The 24,775-nt window shown below is 38.9% G+C and carries 17 protein-coding genes, 25 tRNA genes, 3 rRNA genes and 1 other annotated feature; of the genes, 41 read left to right on the top strand and 4 right to left on the bottom strand.

Translation table 11 applies throughout. The features are described 5' to 3' along the window. Positions 1–2 precede the first annotated feature (2 nt). The 34 genes from gatB (at position 3) to H1220_07340 (ending at position 12,952) form a co-directional block, all read left to right on the top strand. The gene (gene gatB, locus H1220_07505; protein QMI85529.1) at positions 3–1,433 is read left to right on the top strand and encodes an Asp-tRNA(Asn)/Glu-tRNA(Gln) amidotransferase subunit GatB; all 1,431 of its coding nucleotides are present in this window, start codon (positions 3–5) and stop codon (positions 1,431–1,433) included. Position 1,434: 1 nt separating this feature from the next. Next, positions 1,435–2,580, top strand: a complete 1,146-nt coding sequence (gene tgt / locus H1220_07500; protein ID QMI85528.1) for a tRNA guanosine(34) transglycosylase Tgt — start codon at positions 1,435–1,437, stop codon at positions 2,578–2,580. 12 nt (positions 2,581–2,592) lie between these two features. After that, positions 2,593–2,919, top strand: coding sequence for a preprotein translocase subunit YajC (gene yajC, locus H1220_07495; GenBank protein QMI85527.1), 327 nt, complete (start codon positions 2,593–2,595; stop codon positions 2,917–2,919). Between the two features lie 2 nt (positions 2,920–2,921). Next, positions 2,922–3,176, top strand: coding sequence for a hypothetical protein (locus H1220_07490; GenBank protein QMI85526.1), 255 nt, complete (start codon positions 2,922–2,924; stop codon positions 3,174–3,176). Positions 3,177–3,236: 60 nt separating this feature from the next. After that, positions 3,237–3,465 (top strand) — a binding site (T-box leader). Positions 3,466–3,540: 75 nt separating this feature from the next. Beyond that, entirely contained in the window at positions 3,541–4,824 is a 1,284-nt protein-coding gene (serS, locus tag H1220_07485) for a serine--tRNA ligase (protein ID QMI85525.1), read from the top strand. An 11-nt stretch (positions 4,825–4,835) separates the two neighbouring features. Next, positions 4,836–5,357 carry a peptide-methionine (S)-S-oxide reductase MsrA gene (gene msrA / locus H1220_07480; protein QMI85524.1) on the top strand — a complete coding sequence of 174 codons (522 nt, stop codon included), beginning with the start codon at positions 4,836–4,838 and terminating at the stop codon, positions 5,355–5,357. Positions 5,358–5,806: 449 nt separating this feature from the next. Next, a 16S ribosomal RNA gene (locus H1220_07475) occupies positions 5,807–7,366 on the top strand. Positions 7,367–7,434: 68 nt separating this feature from the next. Next, positions 7,435–7,507: transfer RNA gene (locus H1220_07470), tRNA-Ala, on the top strand. 120 nt (positions 7,508–7,627) lie between these two features. Beyond that, positions 7,628–10,548: ribosomal RNA gene (locus H1220_07465) — 23S ribosomal RNA — on the top strand. 84 nt (positions 10,549–10,632) lie between these two features. Then, positions 10,633–10,748: ribosomal RNA gene (gene rrf / locus H1220_07460) — 5S ribosomal RNA — on the top strand. The 16S, 23S and 5S rRNA genes sit together here with 25 tRNA genes alongside, the layout of an rRNA operon. A 10-nt stretch (positions 10,749–10,758) precedes the next feature. After that, positions 10,759–10,831: transfer RNA gene (locus tag H1220_07455), tRNA-Val, on the top strand. A gap of 3 nt (positions 10,832–10,834) precedes the next feature. Next, positions 10,835–10,907 (top strand) — tRNA-Lys (locus tag H1220_07450). A gap of 35 nt (positions 10,908–10,942) precedes the next feature. Continuing rightward, positions 10,943–11,024: transfer RNA gene (locus tag H1220_07445), tRNA-Leu, on the top strand. An 11-nt stretch (positions 11,025–11,035) separates the two neighbouring features. Further along, positions 11,036–11,108, top strand: a tRNA-Thr gene (locus tag H1220_07440). 10 nt (positions 11,109–11,118) lie between these two features. After that, a tRNA-Gly gene (locus tag H1220_07435) sits at positions 11,119–11,190 on the top strand. A gap of 29 nt (positions 11,191–11,219) precedes the next feature. Then, positions 11,220–11,305, top strand: a tRNA-Leu gene (locus tag H1220_07430). 9 nt (positions 11,306–11,314) lie between these two features. After that, a tRNA-Arg gene (locus H1220_07425) sits at positions 11,315–11,388 on the top strand. Between the two features lie 20 nt (positions 11,389–11,408). Then, positions 11,409–11,482, top strand: a tRNA-Pro gene (locus tag H1220_07420). A gap of 14 nt (positions 11,483–11,496) precedes the next feature. After that, positions 11,497–11,570 (top strand) — tRNA-Met (locus H1220_07415). Between the two features lie 13 nt (positions 11,571–11,583). Further along, positions 11,584–11,657: transfer RNA gene (locus tag H1220_07410), tRNA-Ile, on the top strand. A gap of 5 nt (positions 11,658–11,662) precedes the next feature. After that, positions 11,663–11,752 (top strand) — tRNA-Ser (locus H1220_07405). A 24-nt stretch (positions 11,753–11,776) separates the two neighbouring features. After that, positions 11,777–11,849 (top strand) — tRNA-Met (locus tag H1220_07400). A gap of 11 nt (positions 11,850–11,860) precedes the next feature. Continuing rightward, positions 11,861–11,933: transfer RNA gene (locus H1220_07395), tRNA-Asp, on the top strand. Between the two features lie 27 nt (positions 11,934–11,960). Continuing rightward, positions 11,961–12,031: transfer RNA gene (locus H1220_07390), tRNA-Gly, on the top strand. Positions 12,032–12,059: 28 nt separating this feature from the next. Further along, positions 12,060–12,133 (top strand) — tRNA-Ile (locus H1220_07385). 10 nt (positions 12,134–12,143) lie between these two features. Further along, positions 12,144–12,215 (top strand) — tRNA-Glu (locus H1220_07380). Positions 12,216–12,224: 9 nt separating this feature from the next. Further along, a tRNA-Ser gene (locus H1220_07375) sits at positions 12,225–12,314 on the top strand. Positions 12,315–12,338: 24 nt separating this feature from the next. Further along, positions 12,339–12,411: transfer RNA gene (locus H1220_07370), tRNA-Met, on the top strand. 11 nt (positions 12,412–12,422) lie between these two features. Continuing rightward, a tRNA-Asp gene (locus H1220_07365) sits at positions 12,423–12,495 on the top strand. A gap of 3 nt (positions 12,496–12,498) precedes the next feature. Beyond that, positions 12,499–12,571, top strand: a tRNA-Phe gene (locus tag H1220_07360). Positions 12,572–12,577: 6 nt separating this feature from the next. Then, positions 12,578–12,648, top strand: a tRNA-Gly gene (locus tag H1220_07355). 28 nt (positions 12,649–12,676) lie between these two features. Next, positions 12,677–12,750: transfer RNA gene (locus tag H1220_07350), tRNA-Ile, on the top strand. Positions 12,751–12,776: 26 nt separating this feature from the next. Beyond that, positions 12,777–12,865: transfer RNA gene (locus H1220_07345), tRNA-Ser, on the top strand. Positions 12,866–12,880: 15 nt separating this feature from the next. Next, positions 12,881–12,952, top strand: a tRNA-Glu gene (locus H1220_07340). 90 nt (positions 12,953–13,042) lie between these two features. On the opposite strand, the gene H1220_07335 is transcribed toward H1220_07340, so the two are convergent. Beyond that, on the bottom strand, positions 13,043–14,443 hold the full coding sequence (locus H1220_07335; GenBank protein ID QMI85523.1) for an ISL3 family transposase: 1,401 nt from the start codon (positions 14,441–14,443) through the stop codon (positions 13,043–13,045). A gap of 255 nt (positions 14,444–14,698) precedes the next feature. On the opposite strand from H1220_07335, the gene H1220_07330 reads away from it, so the two are divergent. Continuing rightward, positions 14,699–15,691, top strand: a complete 993-nt coding sequence (locus H1220_07330) for a YhdH/YhfP family quinone oxidoreductase (GenBank protein ID QMI85522.1) — start codon at positions 14,699–14,701, stop codon at positions 15,689–15,691. Positions 15,692–15,898: 207 nt separating this feature from the next. Here the strand turns inward: H1220_07330 and H1220_07325 are convergent, their stop codons facing one another. The 3 genes from H1220_07325 to H1220_07315 form a co-directional block, all read right to left on the bottom strand. Further along, positions 15,899–17,539, bottom strand: a complete 1,641-nt coding sequence (locus tag H1220_07325; GenBank protein ID QMI85521.1) for a Na/Pi cotransporter family protein — start codon at positions 17,537–17,539, stop codon at positions 15,899–15,901. Between the two features lie 120 nt (positions 17,540–17,659). After that, positions 17,660–18,898 (bottom strand): aminopeptidase, encoded by a 1,239-nt coding sequence (locus H1220_07320; protein ID QMI85520.1) that lies wholly within the window; start codon positions 18,896–18,898, stop codon positions 17,660–17,662. A 13-nt stretch (positions 18,899–18,911) separates the two neighbouring features. Then, positions 18,912–19,361: a flavodoxin gene (locus tag H1220_07315; protein QMI85519.1), complete on the bottom strand. Its 450-nt coding sequence runs from the start codon at positions 19,359–19,361 to the stop codon at positions 18,912–18,914. 123 nt (positions 19,362–19,484) lie between these two features. On the opposite strand from H1220_07315, the gene H1220_07310 reads away from it, so the two are divergent. The 6 genes from H1220_07310 to nrdE all read left to right on the top strand — a co-directional run bounded on the left by H1220_07310 (position 19,485) and on the right by nrdE (position 24,731). Next, positions 19,485–20,084 carry a hydrolase gene (locus H1220_07310; protein ID QMI85518.1) on the top strand — a complete coding sequence of 200 codons (600 nt, stop codon included), beginning with the start codon at positions 19,485–19,487 and terminating at the stop codon, positions 20,082–20,084. 12 nt (positions 20,085–20,096) lie between these two features. After that, the gene (gene floA / locus H1220_07305) at positions 20,097–21,095 is read left to right on the top strand and encodes a flotillin-like protein FloA (protein QMI85517.1); all 999 of its coding nucleotides are present in this window, start codon (positions 20,097–20,099) and stop codon (positions 21,093–21,095) included. Positions 21,096–21,106: 11 nt separating this feature from the next. Then, entirely contained in the window at positions 21,107–21,538 is a 432-nt protein-coding gene (locus H1220_07300; protein ID QMI85516.1) for a hypothetical protein, read from the top strand. Between the two features lie 46 nt (positions 21,539–21,584). Then, positions 21,585–22,031, top strand: coding sequence for a hypothetical protein (locus H1220_07295; protein ID QMI85515.1), 447 nt, complete (start codon positions 21,585–21,587; stop codon positions 22,029–22,031). A gap of 164 nt (positions 22,032–22,195) precedes the next feature. Then, positions 22,196–22,567: a class Ib ribonucleoside-diphosphate reductase assembly flavoprotein NrdI gene (gene nrdI / locus H1220_07290; GenBank protein ID QMI85514.1), complete on the top strand. Its 372-nt coding sequence runs from the start codon at positions 22,196–22,198 to the stop codon at positions 22,565–22,567. 13 nt (positions 22,568–22,580) lie between these two features. Continuing rightward, positions 22,581–24,731 carry a class 1b ribonucleoside-diphosphate reductase subunit alpha gene (gene nrdE, locus H1220_07285; GenBank protein QMI86688.1) on the top strand — a complete coding sequence of 717 codons (2,151 nt, stop codon included), beginning with the start codon at positions 22,581–22,583 and terminating at the stop codon, positions 24,729–24,731. The last annotated feature ends 44 nt before the right edge of the window (positions 24,732–24,775 follow it).

Raw genomic sequence — 24,775 nt, 5'->3', positions numbered from 1 at the left:
AAATGAATTTTGAAACAGTAATTGGACTTGAAGTTCATGTTGAATTAAAAACAGATTCTAAAATGTTCTCTCCAACACCGGCTCATTTTGGAGCAGAACCGAATACAAATACAAATGTGGTTGACTGGGGATACCCAGGTGTTTTACCAACATTGAATAAACAAGCAGTAGAATTTGGTATGCGTGCTGCACTAGCATTAAATTGCCAAATATCTCAAGAAACAAAATTTGACCGTAAAAACTATTTTTATCCAGATAATCCAAAGGCTTATCAAATTTCACAGTTCGACTATCCAATAGGACATGATGGTTGGATTGAGATTGATGTAAAAGGTGAAAAGAAAAAAATCCGTATTGAACGTTTGCACTTAGAAGAGGATGCAGGGAAAAACACGCATGGTACAGACGGCTATTCGTACGTAGACTTAAATCGTCAAGGTGTTCCATTGGTGGAAATTGTATCTGAAGCTGATCTACGTTCACCAGAAGAAGCTTATGCTTATTTAGAAGCATTAAGACAAATTATTTTATACACCGGTGTTTCTGATGTAAAAATGGAAGAAGGATCTATGAGATGTGATGCGAATATTTCCATTCGACCTTACGGACAAAAAGAGTTTGGAACAAAGACAGAATTGAAAAACTTAAATTCGTTCAATAATGTACGTAAAGGACTAATTTTTGAAGAAAAACGTCAAGCAAAAGTATTGCGTTCTGGTGGTGTTATTCAACAAGAAACAAGACGTTACGATGAAGCAACAGGAGAAACGGTGCTTATGCGTGTTAAAGAGGGAGCGAGTGATTATCGTTACTTCCCAGAACCAGATTTACCACATCTATCTATTTCAGATGAATGGGTGGAAACGGTACGCCAAAGCATCCCAGAAATGCCTGCAAAACGACGTCAAAGATATGTTGCTGAATATGGATTACCTGAATATGACGCAATGGTCTTAACTTTAACAAAAGAAATGTCAGACTTCTTTGAAGCAACTGTGCAAGAAGGTGCAGATCCAAAACAAGCATCTAACTGGTTAATGGGAGATGTTTCAGCTTATTTAAATACTGCTAAACTAGAATTGTCAACTATTCAACTAACTCCTCAAAACTTAGCTGGAATGATTCAGTTAATTGAAGATGGTACAATTTCTTCTAAATTAGGAAAAACTGTCTTTAAATTACTTGCAGAAAAAGGTGGTAATGCCAAAGAAGTTGTGGAACAAAATGGCTTAGTACAATTAAGTGATCCATCAGTATTGCGTCCTGTTATTCAAAGTATTTTAGATAACAATGCGCAATCTATTGAAGACTTCAAAAATGGTAAAGATAGAGCGGTTGGCTTCCTTGTTGGACAAATTATGAAACAAACAAAAGGAAAAGCGAATCCGACTATTGTGAATACATTATTATTAGAAGAGTTAGGAAAGAGATAAAATGAGTGAACCAGCGATTAAATATCGTTTAATAAAAAAAGAAAAACATACAGGTGCTAGATTAGGAGAAATCATTACACCTCACGGGACGTTTCCAACACCCATGTTCATGCCTGTTGGGACATTAGCGACTGTGAAAAGTATAGCACCAGAAGAACTAAAAGAAATGGGTGCTGGCATCATTCTAAGCAACACATATCATCTATGGTTAAGACCAGGAGAAGATATTGTTGAACAAGCAGGTGGTTTACACAAATTCATGAACTGGAATCAAGGTATTTTAACCGATTCAGGTGGTTTCCAAGTGTTCTCACTAAGTGATATGAGAAAAATCACAGAAGAAGGTGTACACTTTAGAAATCATTTAAACGGTTCTAAAATGTTTTTATCGCCAGAAAAAGCAATCAATATTCAAAATAAACTTGGTCCAGATATTATGATGAGTTTTGATGAATGCCCACCATTTTATGAAAGTCATGACTATGTTGAAAAATCGATTAACCGTACAACAAGATGGGCTGAACGTGGACTGAAAGCCCATGCTAATCCAGATAGACAAGGATTGTTTGGTATTTTGCAAGGTGCCGGTTATAAAGATTTACGTTTACAACATGCAAAAGACATGATAGGACTTGATTTTCCCGGATATTCCATCGGCGGTTTATCCGTAGGTGAATCAAAGCAAGAAATGAATGATGTGTTAGATTACTTAACACCCGTCATGCCTGAAAATAAACCACGTTACTTAATGGGTGTTGGTTCTCCCGACGCATTGATTGACGGTGTCATTCGTGGTGTAGACATGTTCGACTGCGTATTACCAACACGTATCGCAAGAAATGGAACATGCATGACAAGTAAAGGACGCCTAGTTGTCAAAAACGCTGTTTACGAACGTGATTTCAGACCGATTGACGAAAAATGCCAATGTTACACATGTAGAAACTACACAAGAGCGTACGTCCGTCATTTGTTTAAAGCAGATGAAACATTTGGATTACGCCTAACAAGTTATCATAATTTGTATTTCTTGTTAAATTTGATGAAACAAGTAAGACAAGCCATCATGGACGATAATTTGCTTGAATTTAAGCAAGCATTTTTTGAAGAGTATGGACTAAATGTAGAAAACCCTAAAAATTTCTAAAGGAGCATAAAAATGGAAGGATTATTAAATTTTTTACCAATGATTATTATTGTTGGTGGTATGATGTTTTTCATGTCAAGAACACAAAAAAAACGTATGCAAGCAATGCAAGAAATGATGAATTCAATTCAAAAAGGAACTGAAATTGTCACAATCGGTGGTTTACATGGAGTTGTAGAAGAATTAAACGACGATACAGTCGTTCTTGATTGTGAAGGTGTGTATTTAACATTTGAACGCCGTGCGATCGGACGTGTTGTTTCAACCTCAACTGTTTCAGTAGAAGACTTACAACCACGTGATGATGTTGAAGTTGAAGAAGAAACAACGGCAGAGTAAACATGATATTAGAAGAGTGGTTTCAACTAAAAGCTAAACAATTTCACTGTTTAGGATATGACCAAGTGACGTCTACTGACATTGCATCGTTCTTTTTTGAGTTTGCTTGGAAAAGAAAAACACCAAATTTTTATACAGAACAAGTGAATGTCATTGTACGTTTAACACCGAACCAATATTTTGATTTTAGAACAATGCAAATTCAAACGAATCAATCTACCACTTTAGAGGATATTGATTTTTCAGAATTATTTTAAAAAAATCATTAAAAAATATTGAAAATACAATGACGGTTTTATATAATAAGAACAAATAAATCAAATGTGATGTGACTAGTAATTATAGAATCTTTTTCAGAAAGCTAGTGGTTGTTGTGAACTAGTAAAGAGATATAGTGAATCCACACATCAAAACAAAACTTTGAAAACATATTTATATATGACTAAATTGTTTCGCTTGGGACCGTTAAATCCCGTTGAGTGCAAAGTAGATATGACTACTTTGAAACTGGGTGGTACCGCGAAATCAATCCATTTCGTCCCTTGTCTAAGACAACGGACGAAATGGATTTTTTGCATTTTAATCAAAACAACAAAAACGAAAAAGAAAGGAAGAAAAAATATGTTAGATATTAAACAAATTAGAGAAGATGTGACCACTTTTAAAGAGCTAGGGAAAACAAGAGGTGTCGAAGAACAAATTTTTGATACATTGATTGCCTTAGACGAAGAACGTCGCGAACTGATTGTCCAAACAGAAGATTTAAAAAAACATCGTAATGAAGTATCAGAATTGATTGCACAACTAAAACGTAACAAAGAAAATGCTGATGATAAAATCGCTGAAATGAAAGAAGTTGGAGAGAAAATCAAAACGATTGATGAACGATTAGCTGTCATCGAAGAAGAATTAACAGATATGCTCGTACGTATTCCAAACATGCCTCATAGTAGTGTGCCTGTAGGAGCTGATGAACAAGATAATGTGGAAGTACGTCGCTGGGGAACACCGAAAACATTTGGTTTTGAACCAAAAGCCCACTGGGAAGTTGCAGAAAATTTAGGTATTTTAGACTTTGAAAGAGGAGCAAAAGTATCAGGTAGTCGATTTGTATTCTATAAAGGGCTGGGTGCTCGATTAGAACGTGCGTGCTACAACTATATGTTAGACATGCATATTTATGAACAAGGATACACAGAAATGGTAACACCTTACATTGTGAATGCAGCATCAATGTTTGGGACAGGACAATTTCCTAAGTTTAAAGAAGATGTGTTCCAGTTAACAGATGAACGTGATTTGACATTGATTCCAACAGCAGAAGTACCTTTAACAAATTATTATCGTGATGAAATTTTAAAAGAAACACAATTACCAGTGTACTTCACGGCGTTAAGCCCATCATTCCGTTCAGAAGCAGGAAGTGCGGGACGTGATACAAGAGGATTGATTCGCTTGCACCAATTCCATAAAGTTGAAATGGTTAAATTCTCTCATCCAGATACATCATACGATGAATTAGAAAAAATGACAGTTGATGCAGAAGCTATTTTAAAAGGTTTAGAATTACCATACCGTGTATTAGCATTATGCACAGGCGACATGGGATTCTCAGCGGCTAAAACATACGACTTAGAAGTATGGATTCCTGCGCAAGACACATACCGTGAGATTAGTTCATGCTCAAACTGTGGTGATTTCCAAGCACGTCGTGCTAAAATTCGCTTTAGAAACGAAGAAACAGGGAAAGTAGATTACGCTCACACATTAAATGGCTCTGGTCTAGCCGTTGGACGTACTGTAGCTGCTATTTTAGAAAATTACCAAAATGAAGACGGTAGTGTTACAGTACCAAAAGCACTTGTGCAATACATGGGTGGTATTGAAAAAATCGAAAAAATATAAAGGAGTACATAATGAATAAACAAATTGCAACATTTGGTGGGGGATGCTTTTGGTGTATGGTAGAACCTTTTGACACAAGAGCAGGCGTTATATCAGTAGTATCAGGATATGCTGGTGGAGATGTTGAAAACCCAAAATATGAAGATGTTAAACATCAGCTGACCGGGCATGCGGAAGTTGTGCAAATAGAGTTTGATGCCGACATCATGCCTTATGAAACATTATTAGACATTTATTGGCAACTAACAGATCCAACGGATGCCTTTGGACAATTTGTTGATAGAGGAAGTTCTTACAGACCGGTTATTTTTTATCACACACAAGATCAAAAAGAATTGGCTGAACTTTCCAAAAAACTAGAAGAAAGTGGACGCTTTGACAAACCGATTGTAACGGCAATCGAACCGTTTAAAAACTTTTATTTAGCAGAAGAGTATCATCAAGATTTTTATAAAAAATCACCTGAACGCTACAAACAATCTCATGAAGAATCCGGGCGAGAAGATTTTATAGAAGCACATTGGAAAAAGTAGATGTACGTCTACTTTTTCTTTTTACATTAGGAGTAAAAAGATAAAAAAGGTAAATTTTTATTGAAAAATATCTGTTTATAAAGAACAAAATATAAATTATAGCAGTTTAAAGTATGTATTTTTCACTTACAAATCACAAGTGGTTAATGGTAACAGAAAAGAGATAAGTGCCAAAAACGTTGATCTGACGGGGAAATAAAAAAGTTTGAAAAAAAAAAAAAAGTTTGAAAAAGGTGTTGACAAAAAAAAGGTGTGTTGGTATGATGTATAAGTCGTCGCAAGGGACGACAAAACGACTGGAAACAGTCGACACAGCCCTTTGAAAACTAAACAAAGACAAACCAAATGTGTAGGGACAACATCCAATGGATGTGTCAAAACAAAAACAATAAATCTGGATGGAAACATCCAAAGATAAGTCAGCAAAAAAGAGCTTAAAAACTTTTATATTTAATGAGAGTTTGATCCTGGCTCAGGACAAACGCTGGCGGCGTGCCTAATACATGCAAGTCGAGCGGAGCTTAGAAGATGCTTGCATTTTCTAAGTTTAGCGGCGGACGGGTGAGTAACACGTGGGTAACCTGCCCATCAGATAGGGATAACAGTCGGAAACGACTGCTAATACCCAATAGGCTTGTGTATCGCATGATACACAAGGGAAAGACGGTGTAAGCTGTCGCTGATGGATGGACCCGCGGCGTATTAGCTAGTTGGTGAGGTAACGGCTCACCAAGGCCATGATACGTAGCCGACCTGAGAGGGTGATCGGCCACATTGGGACTGAGACACGGCCCAAACTCCTACGGGAGGCAGCAGTAGGGAATCTTCGGCAATGGACGAAAGTCTGACCGAGCAACGCCGCGTGAGTGAAGAAGGTTTTCGGATCGTAAAACTCTGTTGTTAGAAAAGAACACCTTTTAGAGTAACTGCTAAGAGATTGACGGTATCTAACCAGAAAGCCACGGCTAACTACGTGCCAGCAGCCGCGGTAATACGTAGGTGGCAAGCGTTGTCCGGATTTATTGGGCGTAAAGCGAGAGCAGGCGGTTCCTTAAGTCTGATGTGAAAGCCCACGGCTCAACCGTGGAGGGTCATTGGAAACTGGGGGACTTGAGTGCAGAAGAGGAGAGTGGAATTCCATGTGTAGCGGTGGAATGCGTAGATATATGGAGGAACACCAGTGGCGAAGGCGACTCTCTGGTCTGTAACTGACGCTGAGTCTCGAAAGCGTGGGGAGCAAACAGGATTAGATACCCTGGTAGTCCACGCCGTAAACGATGAGTGCTAAGTGTTGGGAGGTTTCCACCTTTCAGTGCTGTAGTTAACGCATTAAGCACTCCGCCTGGGGAGTACGACCGCAAGGTTGAAACTCAAAGGAATTGACGGGGACCCGCACAAGCGGTGGAGCATGTGGTTTAATTCGAAGCAACGCGAAGAACCTTACCAAGTCTTGACATCCTTTGACCACTCTAGAGATAGAGAATTCCCTTTGGGGACAAAGTGACAGGTGGTGCATGGTTGTCGTCAGCTCGTGTCGTGAGATGTTGGGTTAAGTCCCGCAACGAGCGCAACCCTTATGATTAGTTGCCAGCATTCAGTTGGGCACTCTAATCAGACTGCCGGTGACAAACCGGAGGAAGGTGGGGATGACGTCAAATCATCATGCCCCTTATGACTTGGGCTACACACGTGCTACAATGGACGGTACAACGAGCAGCGAACTCGCGAGGGTAAGCGAATCTCTTAAAGCCGTTCTCAGTTCGGATTGTAGGCTGCAACTCGCCTACATGAAGCCGGAATCGCTAGTAATCGCAAATCAGCACGTTGCGGTGAATACGTTCCCGGGTCTTGTACACACCGCCCGTCACACCACGAGAGTTTGTAACACCCGAAGCCGGTGGGGTAACCGTAAGGAGCTAGCCGTCTAAGGTGGGATAGATGATTGGGGTGAAGTCGTAACAAGGTAGCCGTATCGGAAGGTGCGGCTGGATCACCTCCTTTCTAAGGAAAAGAAGGAAAGCACAACAGGGGCGTCTTGTTTAGTTTTGAGAGGGTTGAAAGACCTAATCAAGAGGTTGGGGGATTAGCTCAGCTGGGAGAGCGCCTGCTTTGCACGCAGGAGGACAGCGGTTCGATCCCGCTATTCTCCATAGAGTACGGTAGTACTCGAAGAAGACCTTTGACAACTGAATACATAGAAAACAAACCAAGAAAATTTTACCGAGAAGAGTTTTTTAAAAGAGAATCGCAACATACAGGAAATGTATGGTAGGTTAAGTAAATAAGGGCGCACGGTGAATGCCTTGGCACTAGGAGCCGAAGAAGGACGGGACGAACACCGAAATGCTTTGGGGAGCTGTAAGTAAGCAATGATCCAGAGATATCCGAATGGGGGAACCCACTATCCGTGATGGGATAGTATCCATTAGTGAATACATAGCTAATGAGAAGGTAGACGCAGGGAACTGAAACATCTCATTACCTGCAGGAAGAGAAAGAAAAATCGATTTCCTGAGTAGCGGCGAGCGAAACGGAAGGAGCCCAAACCAGTCAGCATGCTGATTGGGGTTGTAGGACTACGATGTGAGAGTGAGTTTTATAGACGAATGGCGTGGGAACGTCAGCCAAAGAGAGTGAAAGCCTCGTAGTCGAAATGGAATGAGCCTCTAGTAGCATCCTGAGTACGGCGGGACACGAGGAATCCCGTTGGAATCCGCCAGGACCATCTGGCAAGGCTAAATACTCCCTAGTGACCGATAGTGAACAAGTACCGTGAGGGAAAGGTGAAAAGCACCCCGGGAGGGGAGTGAAAGAGAACCTGAAACCGTGTGCTTACAAGTAGTTAGAGCCCGTTTATGGGTGATAGCGTACCTTTTGTAGAATGGACCGGCGAGTTACGATAGCGTGCGAGGTTAAGTTGAAGAGACGGAGCCGAAGCGAAAGCGAGTCTGAATAGGGCGAGATAGTACGTTGTCGTAGACCCGAAACCAAGTGACCTACCCATGTCCAGGTTGAAGGTGTGGTAAGACACACTGGAGGACCGAACCAGGGCACGTTGAAAAGTGCTTGGATGAGGTGTGGGTAGCGGAGAAATTCCAATCGAACTTGGAGATAGCTGGTTCTCTCCGAAATAGCTTTAGGGCTAGCCTCGTTGTGAGAATCCTGGAGGTAGAGCACTGTTTGGACTAGGGGCCCATCTCGGGTTACCGAATTCAGATAAACTCCGAATGCCAGAGATTTATAAACGGGAGTCAGACTGCGAGTGATAAGATCCGTAGTCGAAAGGGAAACAGCCCAGACCACCAGCTAAGGTCCCAAAGTGTCTGTTAAGTGGAAAAGGATGTGGGATTGCTTAAACAACTAGGATGTTGGCTTAGAAGCAGCCACCATTTAAAGAGTGCGTAATAGCTCACTAGTCGAGTGATCCTGCGCCGAAAATGTACCGGGGCTAAACAGACCACCGAAGCTGTGGATTGACGTGAAGAGCGTCAGTGGTAGGAGAGCGTTCTAAGGGCGAAGAAGCCATACCGTAAGGAGTGGTGGAGCGTTTAGAAGTGAGAATGCCGGTATGAGTAGCGAAAGACGGGTGAGAATCCCGTCCACCGAATAACTAAGGTTTCCTGGGGAAGGCTCGTCCTCCCAGGGTTAGTCGGGACCTAAGGCGAGGCCGATAGGCGTAGTCGATGGATAACAGGTTGATATTCCTGTACTTGTCACAACTGATTGAGTGATGGAGGGACGCAGGAGGTTGAAAGAGTCCACTGATGGAATAGTGAGATCTAAGCAACGAGTTTGAAGATGAGTAAAATGCTTGTCTTTATAAGAATGAGTTGTGATGGGGGCTTGAAAGGAAACGAGTAGAGTCTATCTTATCAATCACACTGCCAAGAAAAGCTTCTAGCGAGGCTGTGACAACCCGTACCGCAAACCGACACAGGTAGTTGAGGAGAGAATCCTAAGGTGAGCGAGCGAACTCTCGTTAAGGAACTCGGCAAAATGACCCCGTAACTTCGGGAGAAGGGGTGCTGATGGAAGCATCAGCCGCAGTGAATAGGCCCAAGCGACTGTTTATCAAAAACACAGGTCTCTGCAAAATCGAAAGATGACGTATAGGGGCTGACGCCTGCCCGGTGCTGGAAGGTTAAGAGGAGTGCTTAGCGCAAGCGAAGGTATGAATTGAAGCCCCAGTAAACGGCGGCCGTAACTATAACGGTCCTAAGGTAGCGAAATTCCTTGTCGGGTAAGTTCCGACCCGCACGAAAGGCGTAACGATTTGGGCACTGTCTCAACGAGAGGCTCGGTGAAATTATAGTACCTGTGAAGATGCAGGTTACCCGCGACAGGACGGAAAGACCCCATGGAGCTTTACTGCAGTTTGATATTGAGTGTTTGTGTGACATGTACAGGATAGGTAGGAGCCTAAGAGGTGGGGACGTCAGTTTCCAAGGAGGCGCTGGTGGGATACTACCCTTGTGACATGAACCCTCTAACCCGAGTCATGAAGACGTGACTGGAGACAGTGTCAGATGGGCAGTTTGACTGGGGCGGTCGCCTCCTAAAGAGTAACGGAGGCGCCCAAAGGTTCCCTCAGAATGGTTGGAAATCATTCGAAGAGTGTAAAGGCAGAAGGGAGCTTGACTGCGAGACGGACAGGTCGAGCAGGGACGAAAGTCGGGCTTAGTGATCCGGTGGTACCGTATGGAAGGGCCATCGCTCAACGGATAAAAGCTACCCTGGGGATAACAGGCTTATCTCCCCCAAGAGTTCACATCGACGGGGAGGTTTGGCACCTCGATGTCGGCTCGTCGCATCCTGGGGCTGAAGTCGGTCCCAAGGGTTGGGCTGTTCGCCCATTAAAGCGGCACGCGAGCTGGGTTCAGAACGTCGTGAGACAGTTCGGTCCCTATCCGTCGCGGGCGTAGGAAATTTGAGAGGAGCTGTCCTTAGTACGAGAGGACCGGGATGGACACACCGCTGGTGTACCAGTTGTTCTGCCAAGGGCATCGCTGGGTAGCTATGTGTGGACGGGATAAACGCTGAAAGCATCTAAGCGTGAAGCCCCCCTCGAGATGAGATTTCCCATCTGAGAAGAGTAAGACCCCTGAGAGACGAACAGGTAGATAGGCTAGGAGTGGAAGTGCTGTGAGGCATGGAGCGGACTAGTACTAATCGGTCGAGGACTTAACCAAAAGAGCAGAAGAGGTAAGAAGGAAGGGTAAGTGGCTATGTATTCAGTTGTGAGAGGTTTGAAAGAACTTTTCTAAAAGCGAGAAAGTGTGGTAATGATGGCAAGAAGGACACACCTGTCACCATGTCGAACACAGAAGTTAAGCTTCTTAGCGCCGAGGGTAGTTGGGGCATTGCCCCTGTGAGAGTAGGACGTTGCCACGCTTTTGAGAATGGAGGTTTAGCTCAGCTGGGAGAGCACCTGCCTTACAAGCAGGGGGTCAGCGGTTCGATCCCGTTAACCTCCATAAGAGTGATTAGCTCAGTTGGTAGAGCATCTGACTTTTAATCAGAGGGTCACAGGTTCGAGCCCTGTATCACTCATCTTAACCTTGCAAGAGAGTAAGGGAAGAAAGAGAGCGGATGTGGCGGAATTGGCAGACGCACCAGATTTAGGCTCTGGCGAAGAGATTCGTGGGGGTTCAAGTCCCTTCATCCGCATGGGAGAAAAAGCCGGCTTAGCTCAGTTGGTAGAGCATCTGATTTGTAATCAGAGAGTCGAGGGTTCAAGTCCTTTAGCCGGCATAGAAGAGATGCGAAAGTAGTTCAGTGGTAGAACACCACCTTGCCAAGGTGGGGGTCGCGGGTTCGAACCCCGTCTTTCGCTTATTATGTATGAGAGAGTACATAATAAATGCCGGGGTGGCGGAACTGGCAGACGCACAGGACTTAAAATCCTGCGGTGAGTGATCACCGTACCGGTTCGATTCCGGTCCTCGGCATAGAAGTGAGCACCCATAGCTCAATTGGATAGAGTACTTGACTACGAATCAAGCGGTTACAGGTTCGACTCCTGTTGGGTGCATTCATGTTAGACATGAGAAACGGGAAGTAGCTCAGCTTGGTAGAGCACTTGGTTTGGGACCAAGGGGTCGCAGGTTCGAATCCTGTCTTCCCGACTTTTATATATTTAGGCGGTGTAGCTCAGCTGGCTAGAGCGTTCGGTTCATACCCGAGAGGTCGGGGGTTCGATTCCCTTCGCCGCTATAAGATCTATGTAGGACCTTTAGCTCAGTTGGTTAGAGCTATCGGCTCATAACCGATCGGTCGTAGGTTCGAGTCCTACAAGGTCCATTTATGGAGGATTACCCAAGTCCGGCTGAAGGGAACGGTCTTGAAAACCGTCAGGCGTGTAAAAGCGTGCAAGGGTTCGAATCCCTTATCCTCCTTAACTCGAAAGAGTATAATATTATCGCGGGATGGAGCAGTTGGCAGCTCGTCGGGCTCATAACCCGAAGGTCGTAGGTTCAAGTCCTACTCCCGCAATGTTAAAACATGGTTCCGTGGTGTAGGGGTTAACATGCCTGCCTGTCACGCAGGAGATCGCGGGTTCAAATCCCGTCGGGACCGTTAAAACGCATAATGTGTTTCTTTTATGCGGGTGTAGTTTAGTGGTAAAACTACAGCCTTCCAAGCTGTTGTCGCGAGTTCGATTCTCGTCACCCGCTTATAAGATAAATTATCTTATAAACATAAGGGCCTATAGCTCAGCTGGTTAGAGCGCACGCCTGATAAGCGTGAGGTCGATGGTTCGAGTCCATTTAGGCCCACTTATATTTAGGCCCGTTGGTCAAGCGGTTAAGACACCGCCCTTTCACGGCGGTAACACGGGTTCGAGTCCCGTACGGGTCATTATTTTATGGAGGATTACCCAAGTCCGGCTGAAGGGAACGGTCTTGAAAACCGTCAGGCGTGTAAAAGCGTGCAAGGGTTCGAATCCCTTATCCTCCTTAACTCGAAAGAGTATAATATTATCGCGGGATGGAGCAGTTGGCAGCTCGTCGGGCTCATAACCCGAAGGTCGTAGGTTCAAGTCCTACTCCCGCAATGTTAAAACATGGTTCCGTGGTGTAGGGGTTAACATGCCTGCCTGTCACGCAGGAGATCGCGGGTTCAAATCCCGTCGGGACCGTATGGTTCAGTAGCTCAGTTGGTAGAGCACTTGATTGAAGCTCAAGGTGTCGGCAGTTCGACTCTGTCCTGAACCACTTTTAGCGGGTGTAGTTTAGTGGTAAAACTACAGCCTTCCAAGCTGTTGTCGCGAGTTCGATTCTCGTCACCCGCTTATAAGATAAATTATCTTATAAACATAAGGGCCTATAGCTCAGCTGGTTAGAGCGCACGCCTGATAAGCGTGAGGTCGATGGTTCGAGTCCATTTAGGCCCATTGATAAAGCATTTTTTCAACATTTTGGGGAAATACTCAAGAGGCTGAAGAGGCGCCCCTGCTAAGGGTGTAGGTCGCATAACGCGGCGCGAGGGTTCAAATCCCTCTTTCTCCGTTGCTTTATCAGCATGGCCCGTTGGTCAAGCGGTTAAGACACCGCCCTTTCACGGCGGTAACACGGGTTCGAGTCCCGTACGGGTCATACTAAGAGAACGCTATAGCGTTCTTTTTTGGCTCTTCGTCAAATTGTGTTGGTGGAGAGAAATAGTGAGTATGTTGGTAGTGAATGGCATTAACCATTCACTACCTTTTTCACATTCTTTTTCTGCCACTGAGAATGGTGTTGTATGATTAAAATACGCAATCTAAAATAAGAAAAACGTCTGTAGCCATAGGCAATCCGTTTGATGACTTTAATATGATTGTTGATAGCTTCTGTGATACCGTTTGAATAAGGTGTGGTAAAAGCTTGATAAATACCATTCTGATAGGTTTTAAAAATATCAAATTTCTTTCTAAACCACTCTGGTAATGACGGGTCAATATGATGAATAACCTCCATAAATGACTCAAAATCTCGCTGTCTATAAGCATATCTCAACTCTTGTACAAACTCATATGCTTGTTTTAAAACAGGACTATAGTCTAATAATCTATCCAGGATTTGTGCGTGTGTCAGATATGTTTTAAAGGATTGGTGATAGTGATAGTCTGTATCATTTACATCAAAGGCATCTTTTAATAATAATTTCCAGTATTTCTTTAAGTGTTTATAAGCCTTTTCTTCTTTTTTAAAGGTGTTCATTTCTTTTATACGTAGTGTATTTAAATTCCGATGTATATGTTGTATGATATGAAATCTATCTGTGACAATAACGGCATTAGGAAAAACCTTCTGAATAAGTTTGCCATAATTGGCATTCATATCCATAACAAGATAGCGAACGCTATGTCTTGCTTTTTTAGAAAATTGTTTAAAATAAGTGATTAAATGGTCTAATTGGCGACTAGGTAACACATCAATAATACGGTGCGTCAATCCGTCTACACAGATAAAACTCATCTTCCCTAAATGAGATGTCACAGACTTAAATTCGTCGATACATAGTACCTTAGGTAGATAATGAAAAGACGGTTTAACTTGTTTTGTATATTTATCTAAGACACGTTGTACGGTCACATCAGATACAAAGTGGTCTTGGCAGATATGTTTTCTTGAAATATTTTTCGTTAAATCAAGTGCAATAAGTTGTTTTAATTCTTTAGAAATACAACAATGTTTATCGACTAAAGAACACGAAGAAGAACAGGTTTTTAGACACGTTTTACAGCGATAACGGGTTCTTTTAAGAAGTAAAACAGTTTTGATTTGTCTAAACTTTGGTAATAATGTTTTCGTTTGATATGTCCCATGTTTGATGAGTGTTTTAGCATGACAATGTGGACAGGTGTGGCAAGGCTTTGTCCAAGTACCTTTAATAAAGTGGTGTGGAATACCATTTATTGTTTTTTCTTCTAACCAATGTTCATCAGCTATGAAAGATTTATCTGTTAATGTCAATAATTTTTTTGTATAATAATCCATGAGAAATACCTCCTTGTTTAATTGTGGTGATTTAATCATACAGGTATTTCTCTTTTTTTGTCCACTTTTATATACAAAATCGTGTTGGTGGATTATTCCCACCAACACGATTTATTATAGAGCCTCTTTTTTTATCTACTTTTATATACAAAATCGTGTTGATGGAAGCAATCTATCAACACGATTTATTATAGAGCCTTTATTGTAGAGCCAAAATGAGATTATTAGAATGTACTACATCTATATTTGACGACATTAAAGATATACTGTTACAATATTATCAATATAAAGACGGTAAGTATACTTATCAGCATGCCTTTAACTCAATGTTGATATATTGGTATACTTGAAAGGAGATAGAAGATGACAAGTTTTAAAGCAATTCAAGTTGAGCAAACAGAAAATGGGGTTGTAGCAAGTGTAAAACAAATAACACAAGATGCATTATCAAATGGAGAAGTAGAAATTAAAGTGGCATATAGTTCGCTAAATTACAAAGATATGCTAGCATGTCAAACGAATGGTGGTGTTATTAGGCACTATCCAATGATTCCAGGAATTGATTTTAGTGGAATTGTTGTAAAATCAGAATCAGAGGAATTTGCAGCTGGAGATAAGGTTTTTGCAACAGGATTTGATATAGGTATGACACATACAGGAGGTCTTTCTGAATATGTGCGTGTTCCGGATAAATGGTTGATGCATCTTCCTCAAAATTTATCTTTGGAAGACATCATGGTATATGGAACAGCTGGATTAACAGCGGCTTTATGTGTAGCAGCACTTGAAAGAAATGGTTTATCGGTAACTAATCAACCGAATATTCTTGTCACAGGAGCAAGTGGTGGGGTAGGAAGCATTGCTGTAAGTATTTTATCTAAAATGGGATTTAAGCACATAACAGCATTGGTACGCAAATCTTATCAAGAATCTGTTGTAAAAGAATTAGGTGCAGCAAATGTGTTGTATCCGGAAAATATTGATATAGGTCATAAAAAATTAGCTAGAGAACAGTTTCATTTTGTAATTGATACAGTAGGGGGAGATGTACTTAGCCAGCTGTTTCCACAGGTCTATTATAATGGATGCCTTGCTTTGTGTGGGAATGCGGGAGGTGTCCATATTAAGACCAATGTATTACCGTTTATTTTAAGAGGTATAGCCGTTGTTGGTATAGATTCTGTTCAATGTTCTATGAAAAAAAGACAATATGTTTGGGAAAAACTTTCAAATGAATGGTATGTCCTTCCGTCACTTCGTGTTCAAGAAGTGTCTTTAGAAAATAGTTTATCCGTGATAGAAGAGATAAAAAATGGACAACATACAGGACGTACAGTTGTTCGTATGTCATCGTGATAACCCAAGCTATCGTATATACCTAGATGAGTGAAAAGTGTTTAATATTTTCTTAGAGTGAGAATGTTTATGACGACAAATAAATGTCTTTTTGTAGTTATACCCGATGTGCTGATAACAAGAATTTCTCTAGAATACTGACATTTTTATAACTAGATATAATAAAAAGCTGAGGAAATCCTTGTTGATTTTCTCAGCTTTTTTGTTTTAATTAACGAGTTTTGTGCCGACCTTTTCTACAGTTTCTGCAATATTGCGGCAATGGTCAGAAATACGTTCTAGATTACTTAATAAATCCATAACGAAGATACCGGATTCTGCAGTTGATGTCCCTTTGTTCATACGGCGAATATGTTTGTCACGAATATCGACTTTTAATTGATCGACTTCACGTTCAATGGCAATGATGCGTTCAATACTTTTTGTGCTTGCAGTTGAGACAGCATCTATGGAGCATCTGAAACCTTCTAAAACAATAGTATAGACATAATCAAGTTCTCTTGAAACATCTTCTCCTAAATGTAAGCCTTTATCTAATAACTCATCTGCGTATTCAGCAATGTTCTCGGCATGGTCAGATACACGTTCAACATCATGAACAGCAGAAAATAAGTAGTCAATTTTTGATAAATCTTTATCAGATACATTATTTTGTTTGGATAATTCAACAAGATATGAAATGATTTCTTTTTCATACAAGTTTACTTCTTTTTCATAACGCAAAGCATTTTGAATAGCTTTTTTGTCATTTTCTTTGATTGCCTTGATAGCATGTGTCATTGTTTTTTCCGCTTTTAATGACATTAAAACAAATTCGTATAATACATTATTTAATGCAATAGCAGGTGTTTGTAATAAATAATTGTCTAGATAAGTGTAGTTATGTGCTTCTTCTTGTTCTTTTTCTTCTTCGGTAACTGGTAGAATCCAGTAAGATAATTTTACGAGATAGTTAGCAAATGGGAATAGAACAATGACATTAATAATATTAAATAATGAATGTGCATTGGCAATTTGTCTAGGTACATTGCCTGGATCGAGAGGTTCTACGATACTCGATAATAAACCAGTTAAGAATAACACAAAGTAAATTGTTCCAATAATATTAAAACATAAATGAATAATAGCAACACGTTTTCCTTTTCGTGATGTACTTAATGAACTAATAAGGGCAGTTGTACAAGTCCCAATATTATCTCCAAAAATAATATATAATGCTGTAATAAAAGGGACAACACCATTAGATGCTAATGCAATTAAAATACCAATGGTTGCTGCTGAACTTTGTAAGGCTAGTGTCATTAAAAAACCAAGACCAATACCTAAAATGGCATTATCACCATAATTCACAATTAACTCTTTAAACACAGGTGAGTGTTTTAATGGCTCTAATGTCGATGATAGCATTGTCATTCCAATAAATAACATCCCAAAACCAACTAAAATACTGGAAGAGTCTTTGATAATACTTCTTTTAGCTGTAGCTCCTAACAGCATTCCAGCACCAATAACAAGAGGTGCCCATTTTGATAAGTTTAACGTTACTAATTGGGCTGTAATAGTTGTTCCAATATTTGCACCAAAGATGATACCGACAGCTTGTTGTAGAGTCATTAAACCAGCGTTTACGAACCCTACAACCATGACTGATGTAGCAGAGGAGCTTTGAATGACCATTGTCACAAAAGCTCCGACTAAGACAGCCATGAAACGATTTCGTGTCAGTGATTGAATAATACCTTTTAATTTATTTCCTGCAACTTTTTGTAACCCATCTGCCATCATTTTCATGCCGTATAAAAATAAGCATAATCCAGCAATAGCACCTAGTATCATATCTAGTGTCATAGTATTCTCCTAATAAAAGTAATGTTAGCTTTATTTTACAACAAAAAATTTTTTTATCTACTTAAAAAATGATGAGAAAAAAGAGTAGAAAAGCATTCTTTTCTACTCTAAAAAGACTGATTAGATTGCCCATTCTCCATTTCTGAAAATTGGGACACGGCTACCGTCTTCACGAATACCGTCAATATCCATATATTCAGATCCAATCATGAAATCAACGTGTGTTGTTGAAATATTTAAGCCTGCTTCTTTTAATTCAGCTTGTGTCATTTGAACACCGCCTTCTAGACTTGAAGGATAGGCAGAGCCAATAGCAAGATGATTTGATGCATTTTCATCGAATAATGTATTGAAGAATGTTAAACCAGACATAGAGATAGGTGTTTTATGTGCGACAAGTGCAACTTCGCCTAAACTACGTGCACCTTGTTGTTCAATTAGTTGTTTGATAGTATCTTCACCTTTTTCAGCAGTAACATCTGTGATTTGACCGTCTTTAAATGTGAATTTCATACCCTCAATAACAACACCTGCATAGCTTAACGGTTTTGTACTAGAAACATAACCGTCAGCACGGCGATAGTCTGGAGCTGTAAAAATTTCCTCTGTTGGCATATTTGCAATGAAAACTTCACCTTGTGCATTTGTACTACCAGCAGATTCCCAAATGTGATGTTTTGGTAAGCCAAGTGTTAAATCTGTTCCAGGAGCTGTGTAGTGCAAAGCATCAAATTGTTCTTTGTTTAATATTGCAGCTTTTTCATTTAATAATGCTTCGTGTTTTGTCCAAGAGCTAATTGGATCTTCGTCATAAATTCGATTCATTTTAAAAATAGCATCCCATAGAGCATCTACTTGCTCTTCTTCTGTTTCTAAATGAGGGAAAATCATTTTTGCCCATGCAGGACTAGAGGCAGCACCTAATGTCCAACTAATTTTATTTGATTGTGTAGCAATACGTTGTTCGTTTAATGCAATATTTAATGCTTCTTGACGTTTAGCAATACGTAATGTATCGACACCTTCAAAAGCATTAGGTGCAGATGAACGAATGACTAATCTACTTGCTTTTTTATTTAAAAAGTGAGTAGATTCTTGTTTCACATAATCCGGAATCGTTGTTAAATCACTTTCAGGCAAGTGAATAAGTGTTTCTTTAGAAACAATATCATCAACCCATTGAACAGATACTTCACTTGCACCATATTCATAAGCTGTTTTGACTAATAAACGAGCAAAATGTGCTTGTTCTACATCAACTGTTAAACGAACAGTATGTCCTTTTTGTACATTTATTCCTTTTTTAATCAATAAATGTGCATATTTTTCTAACAATATATCAAAATTTTCTAATGCCATATTTTACTCCTAACTATTTGTTTTCAAAAGAAGTGATAAGTTGTTTTGAGAAGTTTTTTAAGTTTTCAATATCATCTTCTTCGGCATTTAACTCTATTTTTACACTTTCAGCACCTTTTAAAGCACCTGTTTTACCGAATTGTTCTTCAAATAAGATAACAGCTTGGCAATAATGATCATAATAAGTATCCCCAGAACCAAAGACACCAAAGACTTTTCCGGATAAATCTTCTTCGGCTAATTCTTCATACAAATCAACGATTTCATCTGGTAATTCACCGTCACCATAAGTGTAAGAACCAACAAGACATAAATCATATTTTTGGAAGTCGCTTGCGCTTGCTTGAGAACACTCTACAACATCTACTTGAGCACCTAATGCTTCAAGAGATTCTGCTACAATATCTGCACACTCTTCTGTACTCCCTGTTAAACTTGCAAAAACAACTAAAGCTGAAACCATTCGTTTTCCTCCAATAAATGTAATAATTTTCTTTAGTATAACATAATATAGGACTAAAGACTGTGTTTTTAGTTCTCTACATTAACTATAATGATAACATAAATAAGAAGAGGAGGGAAGATAATGGATATTTTGCTTTTAACGAGTGGATTTATAGGAATTTTAATCATTATTTTTAGTAGATATGCTCTCTTTGGTGGATTGATGACGATTGTATCTTTTTTGACCTATTTTACACTTTTAGGTACAGGTCAGTGGGTATATCTCATTTTGTTATTATTTGGATTATCTTTAATTGCATTAGAATTTATTGTGCCGAGTTTTGGTATCATTGGTGTTACAGGAACAATTATGACAGGAATGGGATTGTTTATGTCTAGTGCCTCTCCAATGCGAACGCTGCTTAATTTTTCTATTGCTTTATTGATAACCGTTGTATTGGCAATGTTACTGATTAAAATAGGTTATAAAACAAGATTGGGTAGAGGACTTGTTTTAGTTGATCGACTATCTGATTCAGGTGGATTTAAATCGTATCAAGATGATTATCAACGCTATTTGCACCAAATTGGAAAGACAACAACAAGTTTAAGACCAGTTGGTAGAGCAATGTTTGATGGAGAAGAAGTGGAGGTGTTATCAACTGGAGAGATGATTGATGCATCGAAAACAGTTGTAGTATACAAAGTAGAAGGTAATAAAGTATTTGTAAGATTAAAATAAGGAGGTATATATATGGAAATTGAACAATTTTTACCATTGATTATTATTGTTGCTGTATTTGTTGTGGCACTATCTATTTTCTTAACATTTGTGCCATTAGGGTTATGGGTAACAGCACATTTTTCAGGTGTTAAAGTGAGCGTGATGACACTTGTAGGAATGCGTTTAAGACGAGTAGCACCACATCGTATTATTCAACCGATGATTAAAGCAACAAAAGCAGGTTTAAATATTAGTATTGATAAATTAGAGGCTCACTATTTAGCAGGTGGGGATGTCAATATGGTTATTGACGCATTGATTGCAGCACAACGTGCGAATATTGATTTAGAATTTGAACAAGCAGCAGCGATTGATTTAGCAGGTCGTAATGTGTTTGAAGCTGTTCAAGTAAGTGTAAATCCGAAAGTCATTGAAACACCTGTTATTGCAGGGGTTGCAATGAATGGGATTGAAGTTAGAGCAAAAGCAAAAGTGACTGTTCGTGCAAATATTGAGCGTTTAGTCGGAGGTGCGGGAGAAGAAACCATTATCGCACGTGTTGGAGAAGGTATTGTCACGACTGTTGGTAGTGCGGCACATCATTCTATTGTTTTGGAAAATCCAGATTCTATTTCACAAACGATTTTAAGAAAAGGGCTTGATTCAGGAACAGCTTTTGAAATCTTATCCATTGATATAGCCGATGTTGATGTGGGTAGAAATATAGGAGCGAAATTACAAGCAGAACAAGCTGAAGCCGATAAAAAAATTGCTCAAGCAAAAGCAGAGGAGCGTCGTTCTTTAGCGATTGCACAAGAACAAGAAATGTTAGCAGAAGTGCAACGTATGAAAGCGAAAGTAGTCGAAGCAGAATCTCTTGTACCGCAGGCACTTGCTGAAGCACTCAGAACAGGTAAATTAGGTGTCATGGATTACTATAAAATGAATAATGTCATTGCTGATACACAGATGCGTCAAACTATTGCAGGCGACAAAGGAGATAAAACAGCCGATATTATTCATGAATAGGAGTGATGAATATGCTTAATTTTTTCTTGCTCCTAGTAGGTGCTATGATTTTAGGTTCTCTTACTTCCCCAGATAAGAAAAAAAGAGGTAGACATGTAAAACGTCAAGACTGGGAAGTAACACATAAAATTACCAATCAACTCAAAAAAACATATCGTGAGTTAAATGAAGAATTTCAAAAAACAAAAGTCGTTGTTCATCAACCAAATCAAACTATTTTACAAGAGGATGTTGAAGATGAAGAATCTTATGAAACAGAATTGACAACACCGATGAGTATGGAAGTTGATGATGGAGAAGTTTATACAGATAGAGAGTGGGAAGTTCTTTCTCATACGGAGGTGTCTACACCAAAACCTGTGAAAAAGAAAGCTTTAACACCCTTACAAAAAGCGTTGATTTACACAGAAATTTTAGGGAAGCCTAAAGGATTAGATGATTAAACGAGGGGGTTAGCCTCCTCGTTTTTATGAATATGGGAGGGTAAAAATGATTATTCATTTACAATCTTTTTCTACTTGCAAAGGAGCTAGAGCAAGAGTTTACCAAAATGGGTATCGTTGTGGTACCTTTCAACAAAAAAATGGAGATTATCTTACTGTTGAGAAGATTGATACAAAAAAAGAAGTAAGATTAGAAATAGACTATTTTTATCAACATCCATTGATATTTTTAGTGATATGGTTATTTTGTATTGTCTTGAGTATTTTGTTTCAGGATATAGTTATTCTCCCTGTTAAAACCGTACAGTTTACCTTTCTTCCACATCAGACAGATGTGTCGGAGTTAGTATACAATGATTCTTTACACAAAGTAACAGGTGTGAATGTTAAAGAGGTTTCACAAAAATATTTTTATAAAAAACGTTATATTTGTTTTGTTATAGGTATTGTTTTGATAATTCTTTTCTTAGGTTGTTTGTTCTGGAAATTTTGAAAATAAAACGGTTTGAAAACTTGTTGTATCAATGTTTTTATGAAAAAACAATACACTATATTGAGTGTTAAGGGGGTTCTGGCACAATATATAGTGTTTTTGTCTTGCAAAGGTGGGTTGGTATTGCTATAATGTTCAAAGTGAACAACTAAGGTGGTGAGGATATGAAAGTTGTATATATGTCTATGACAGGACAAACAAAAAAATTTGTAAAAAAGCTTGAAATGGATAGTTTAGAAATTACAATGAGTAATGCTTTTCAAGAAATTTATGAACCTTATGTTGTCGTTGCACCAACGTATGAAATTGAAGCAACGAGTATTTTAAATGATTTTATTGAAACAGGAAATAATCAAGCGTATTTGAAAGGTATTGCAGGTGGTGGAAACCGTAACTTCAATACACTATTTTGTTTTACAGCAAAAGATTTGGCAGAACAATATCAAGTGCCGATATTACATATGTTTGAGTTTCAAGGATCAAATTATGATGTGGAATATTTTAAGGAAAAGGTGAGAGAACTTGGAGAATCCTAAAGTTGTATCAAAAATGCAAGAAGTAACGTACTTCAAACTGAATAATGAATTAAATCGTCCAGTAGACGGTAAAATTCCAATGCACAAAGATAAAGAAGCAGCAAGAGCTTATTTCCTAGAGCATGTTAATCCAAATACAGTATTCTTTTATACATTGGACGAAAAATTAGATTATTTAATGGATAATGATTATTTAGAACGTGAATTTTTGGAAAAATATGACCGTCAATTTGTGAAAGAATTGATGTCTATTACATACGCTAAAAAATTCCGTTTTAAATCATTTATGTCTGCCTTTAAGTTTTATACACAATATGCATTAAAGACGAATGATGGAAAACGTTACTTAGAACGTTATGAAGATCGTATTGTTTTTTGTGCGTTGTATTTAGCAAATGGAGATGAAGCTTTGGCGACACAATTAGCTTCAGAAATGATTCATCAACGTTATCAACCAGCAACACCAACATTTTTAAATGCAGGACGTAAAAGACGTGGAGAGTTAGTATCATGCTTTTTAATTCAAGTGACAGATGATATGAATAGTATTGGACGTGCTATCAATAGTGCTTTACAGTTATCACGTATTGGTGGTGGTGTTGGAGTTTCTTTAAGTAATATACGTGCGGCAGGAGATCCAATTAAAAAAATTGAGAATGCATCAAGTGGTATTGTTCCTGTTATGAAACTATTAGAAGATAGTTTTAGCTATTCTAATCAATTAGGACAAAGAAATGGTGCGGGAGCTGTTTATTTAAATGTTTTCCATCCAGATATTGTATCTTTCTTATCTACAAAAAAAGAGAATGCAGATGAAAAAATTCGTGTGAAAACATTGTCTTTAGGTCTTGTTGTTCCTGATAAGTTTTATGAATTAGCAGCTAAAGATAGTACAATGTATTTATTTAGTCCTTATGATGTTGAACGTGAGTATGGTGTTCCATTCTCTTATGTGGATATTACAAAAGAATATGATAATTTAGTCAATAATCCAAATATTAAAAAATCAAAAATTCAAGCACGTGAATTAGAAAATGAGATTAGTAAACTTCAACAAGAATCAGGTTATCCATATATTGTTAATATTGACACAGCTAATCGTTCTAATCCAATTGATGGTAAAATTATTATGAGTAATCTATGTTCAGAGATTTTACAAGTTCAACGTCACTCTGTTATCAATGATGCTCAAGAGTTTGAAGTTTTAGGAACAGATATTAGTTGTAATTTAGGGTCAACAAATATTCCGAACTTGATGCAATCACCAGATTTTGGTAAATCAGTGGAAGCTATGGTACGTGCATTAACATTTGTTACAGATGCATCAAATATTGTTGCCGTTCCAACAGTACAAAATGGAAATGCCAAAGCACATACGATTGGTTTAGGTGGTATGGGATTACACACTTTATTTGCATTAAATAAAATGGAATATGGTAGCCCAGAGTCAGTTGAATTTACAGATGTTTATTTCATGTTATTGAATTACTATACATTGTTAGCCAGTCATAAAATTGCAAAAGAACGTGGCATCAGTTTTGATGGATTTGAAAAGTCAAAATATTACACTGGTGAGTATTTTGATGTGTATACAAAAGAAGATTACACATTCCAATTTGATAAAGTAGCTGCTTTATTTGAAAATATTCACGTGCCAACTGCACAGGATTGGGAACAATTAAAAGCAGATATCCATGAAGGTGGATTGTATCATCAAAATCGTTTAGCGATTGCTCCAACTGGTTCTATTAGTTATGTAAATGAAACATCTGCAAGTTTACATCCAATTACACGTTTAATTGAAGAACGTCAAGAGAAAAAAACAGGTAAAACATATTATCCAGCACCTTATTTATCAAATGATACATTACCATTTTATAAATCGGCGTATGATATTGATATGAGAAAAGTCATTGATGTGTATGCTGCGGCACAAAAACATATTGATCAAGGTATGAGCTTAACCTTATTTATGCGTTCAGATATTCCAGAAGGAATGTATGAATGGAAAAAAGGTCGTACAAGTAAAATGACAACAAGAGATTTAAATATTTTACGTAATTATGCATGGAAAAAAGGGATTAAATCCATTTATTATGTCCGTACATTTACAGAGAATAGTGAAGAAATCGGAAGTAATGCATGTGAAAGTTGTACAATTTAATAGTGTTAGTCGTGTTGGTTTTTAACCAACACGACTTTTGGTGA

The organism is Carnobacteriaceae bacterium zg-84 (assembly GCA_013874835.1).
Taxonomy (GTDB): domain Bacteria; phylum Bacillota; class Bacilli; order Lactobacillales; family Aerococcaceae; genus WM01.
The sequence above is the reverse complement of the archived record's forward strand: the minus strand, read 5'-3'. Positions and strand labels throughout refer to the sequence as shown.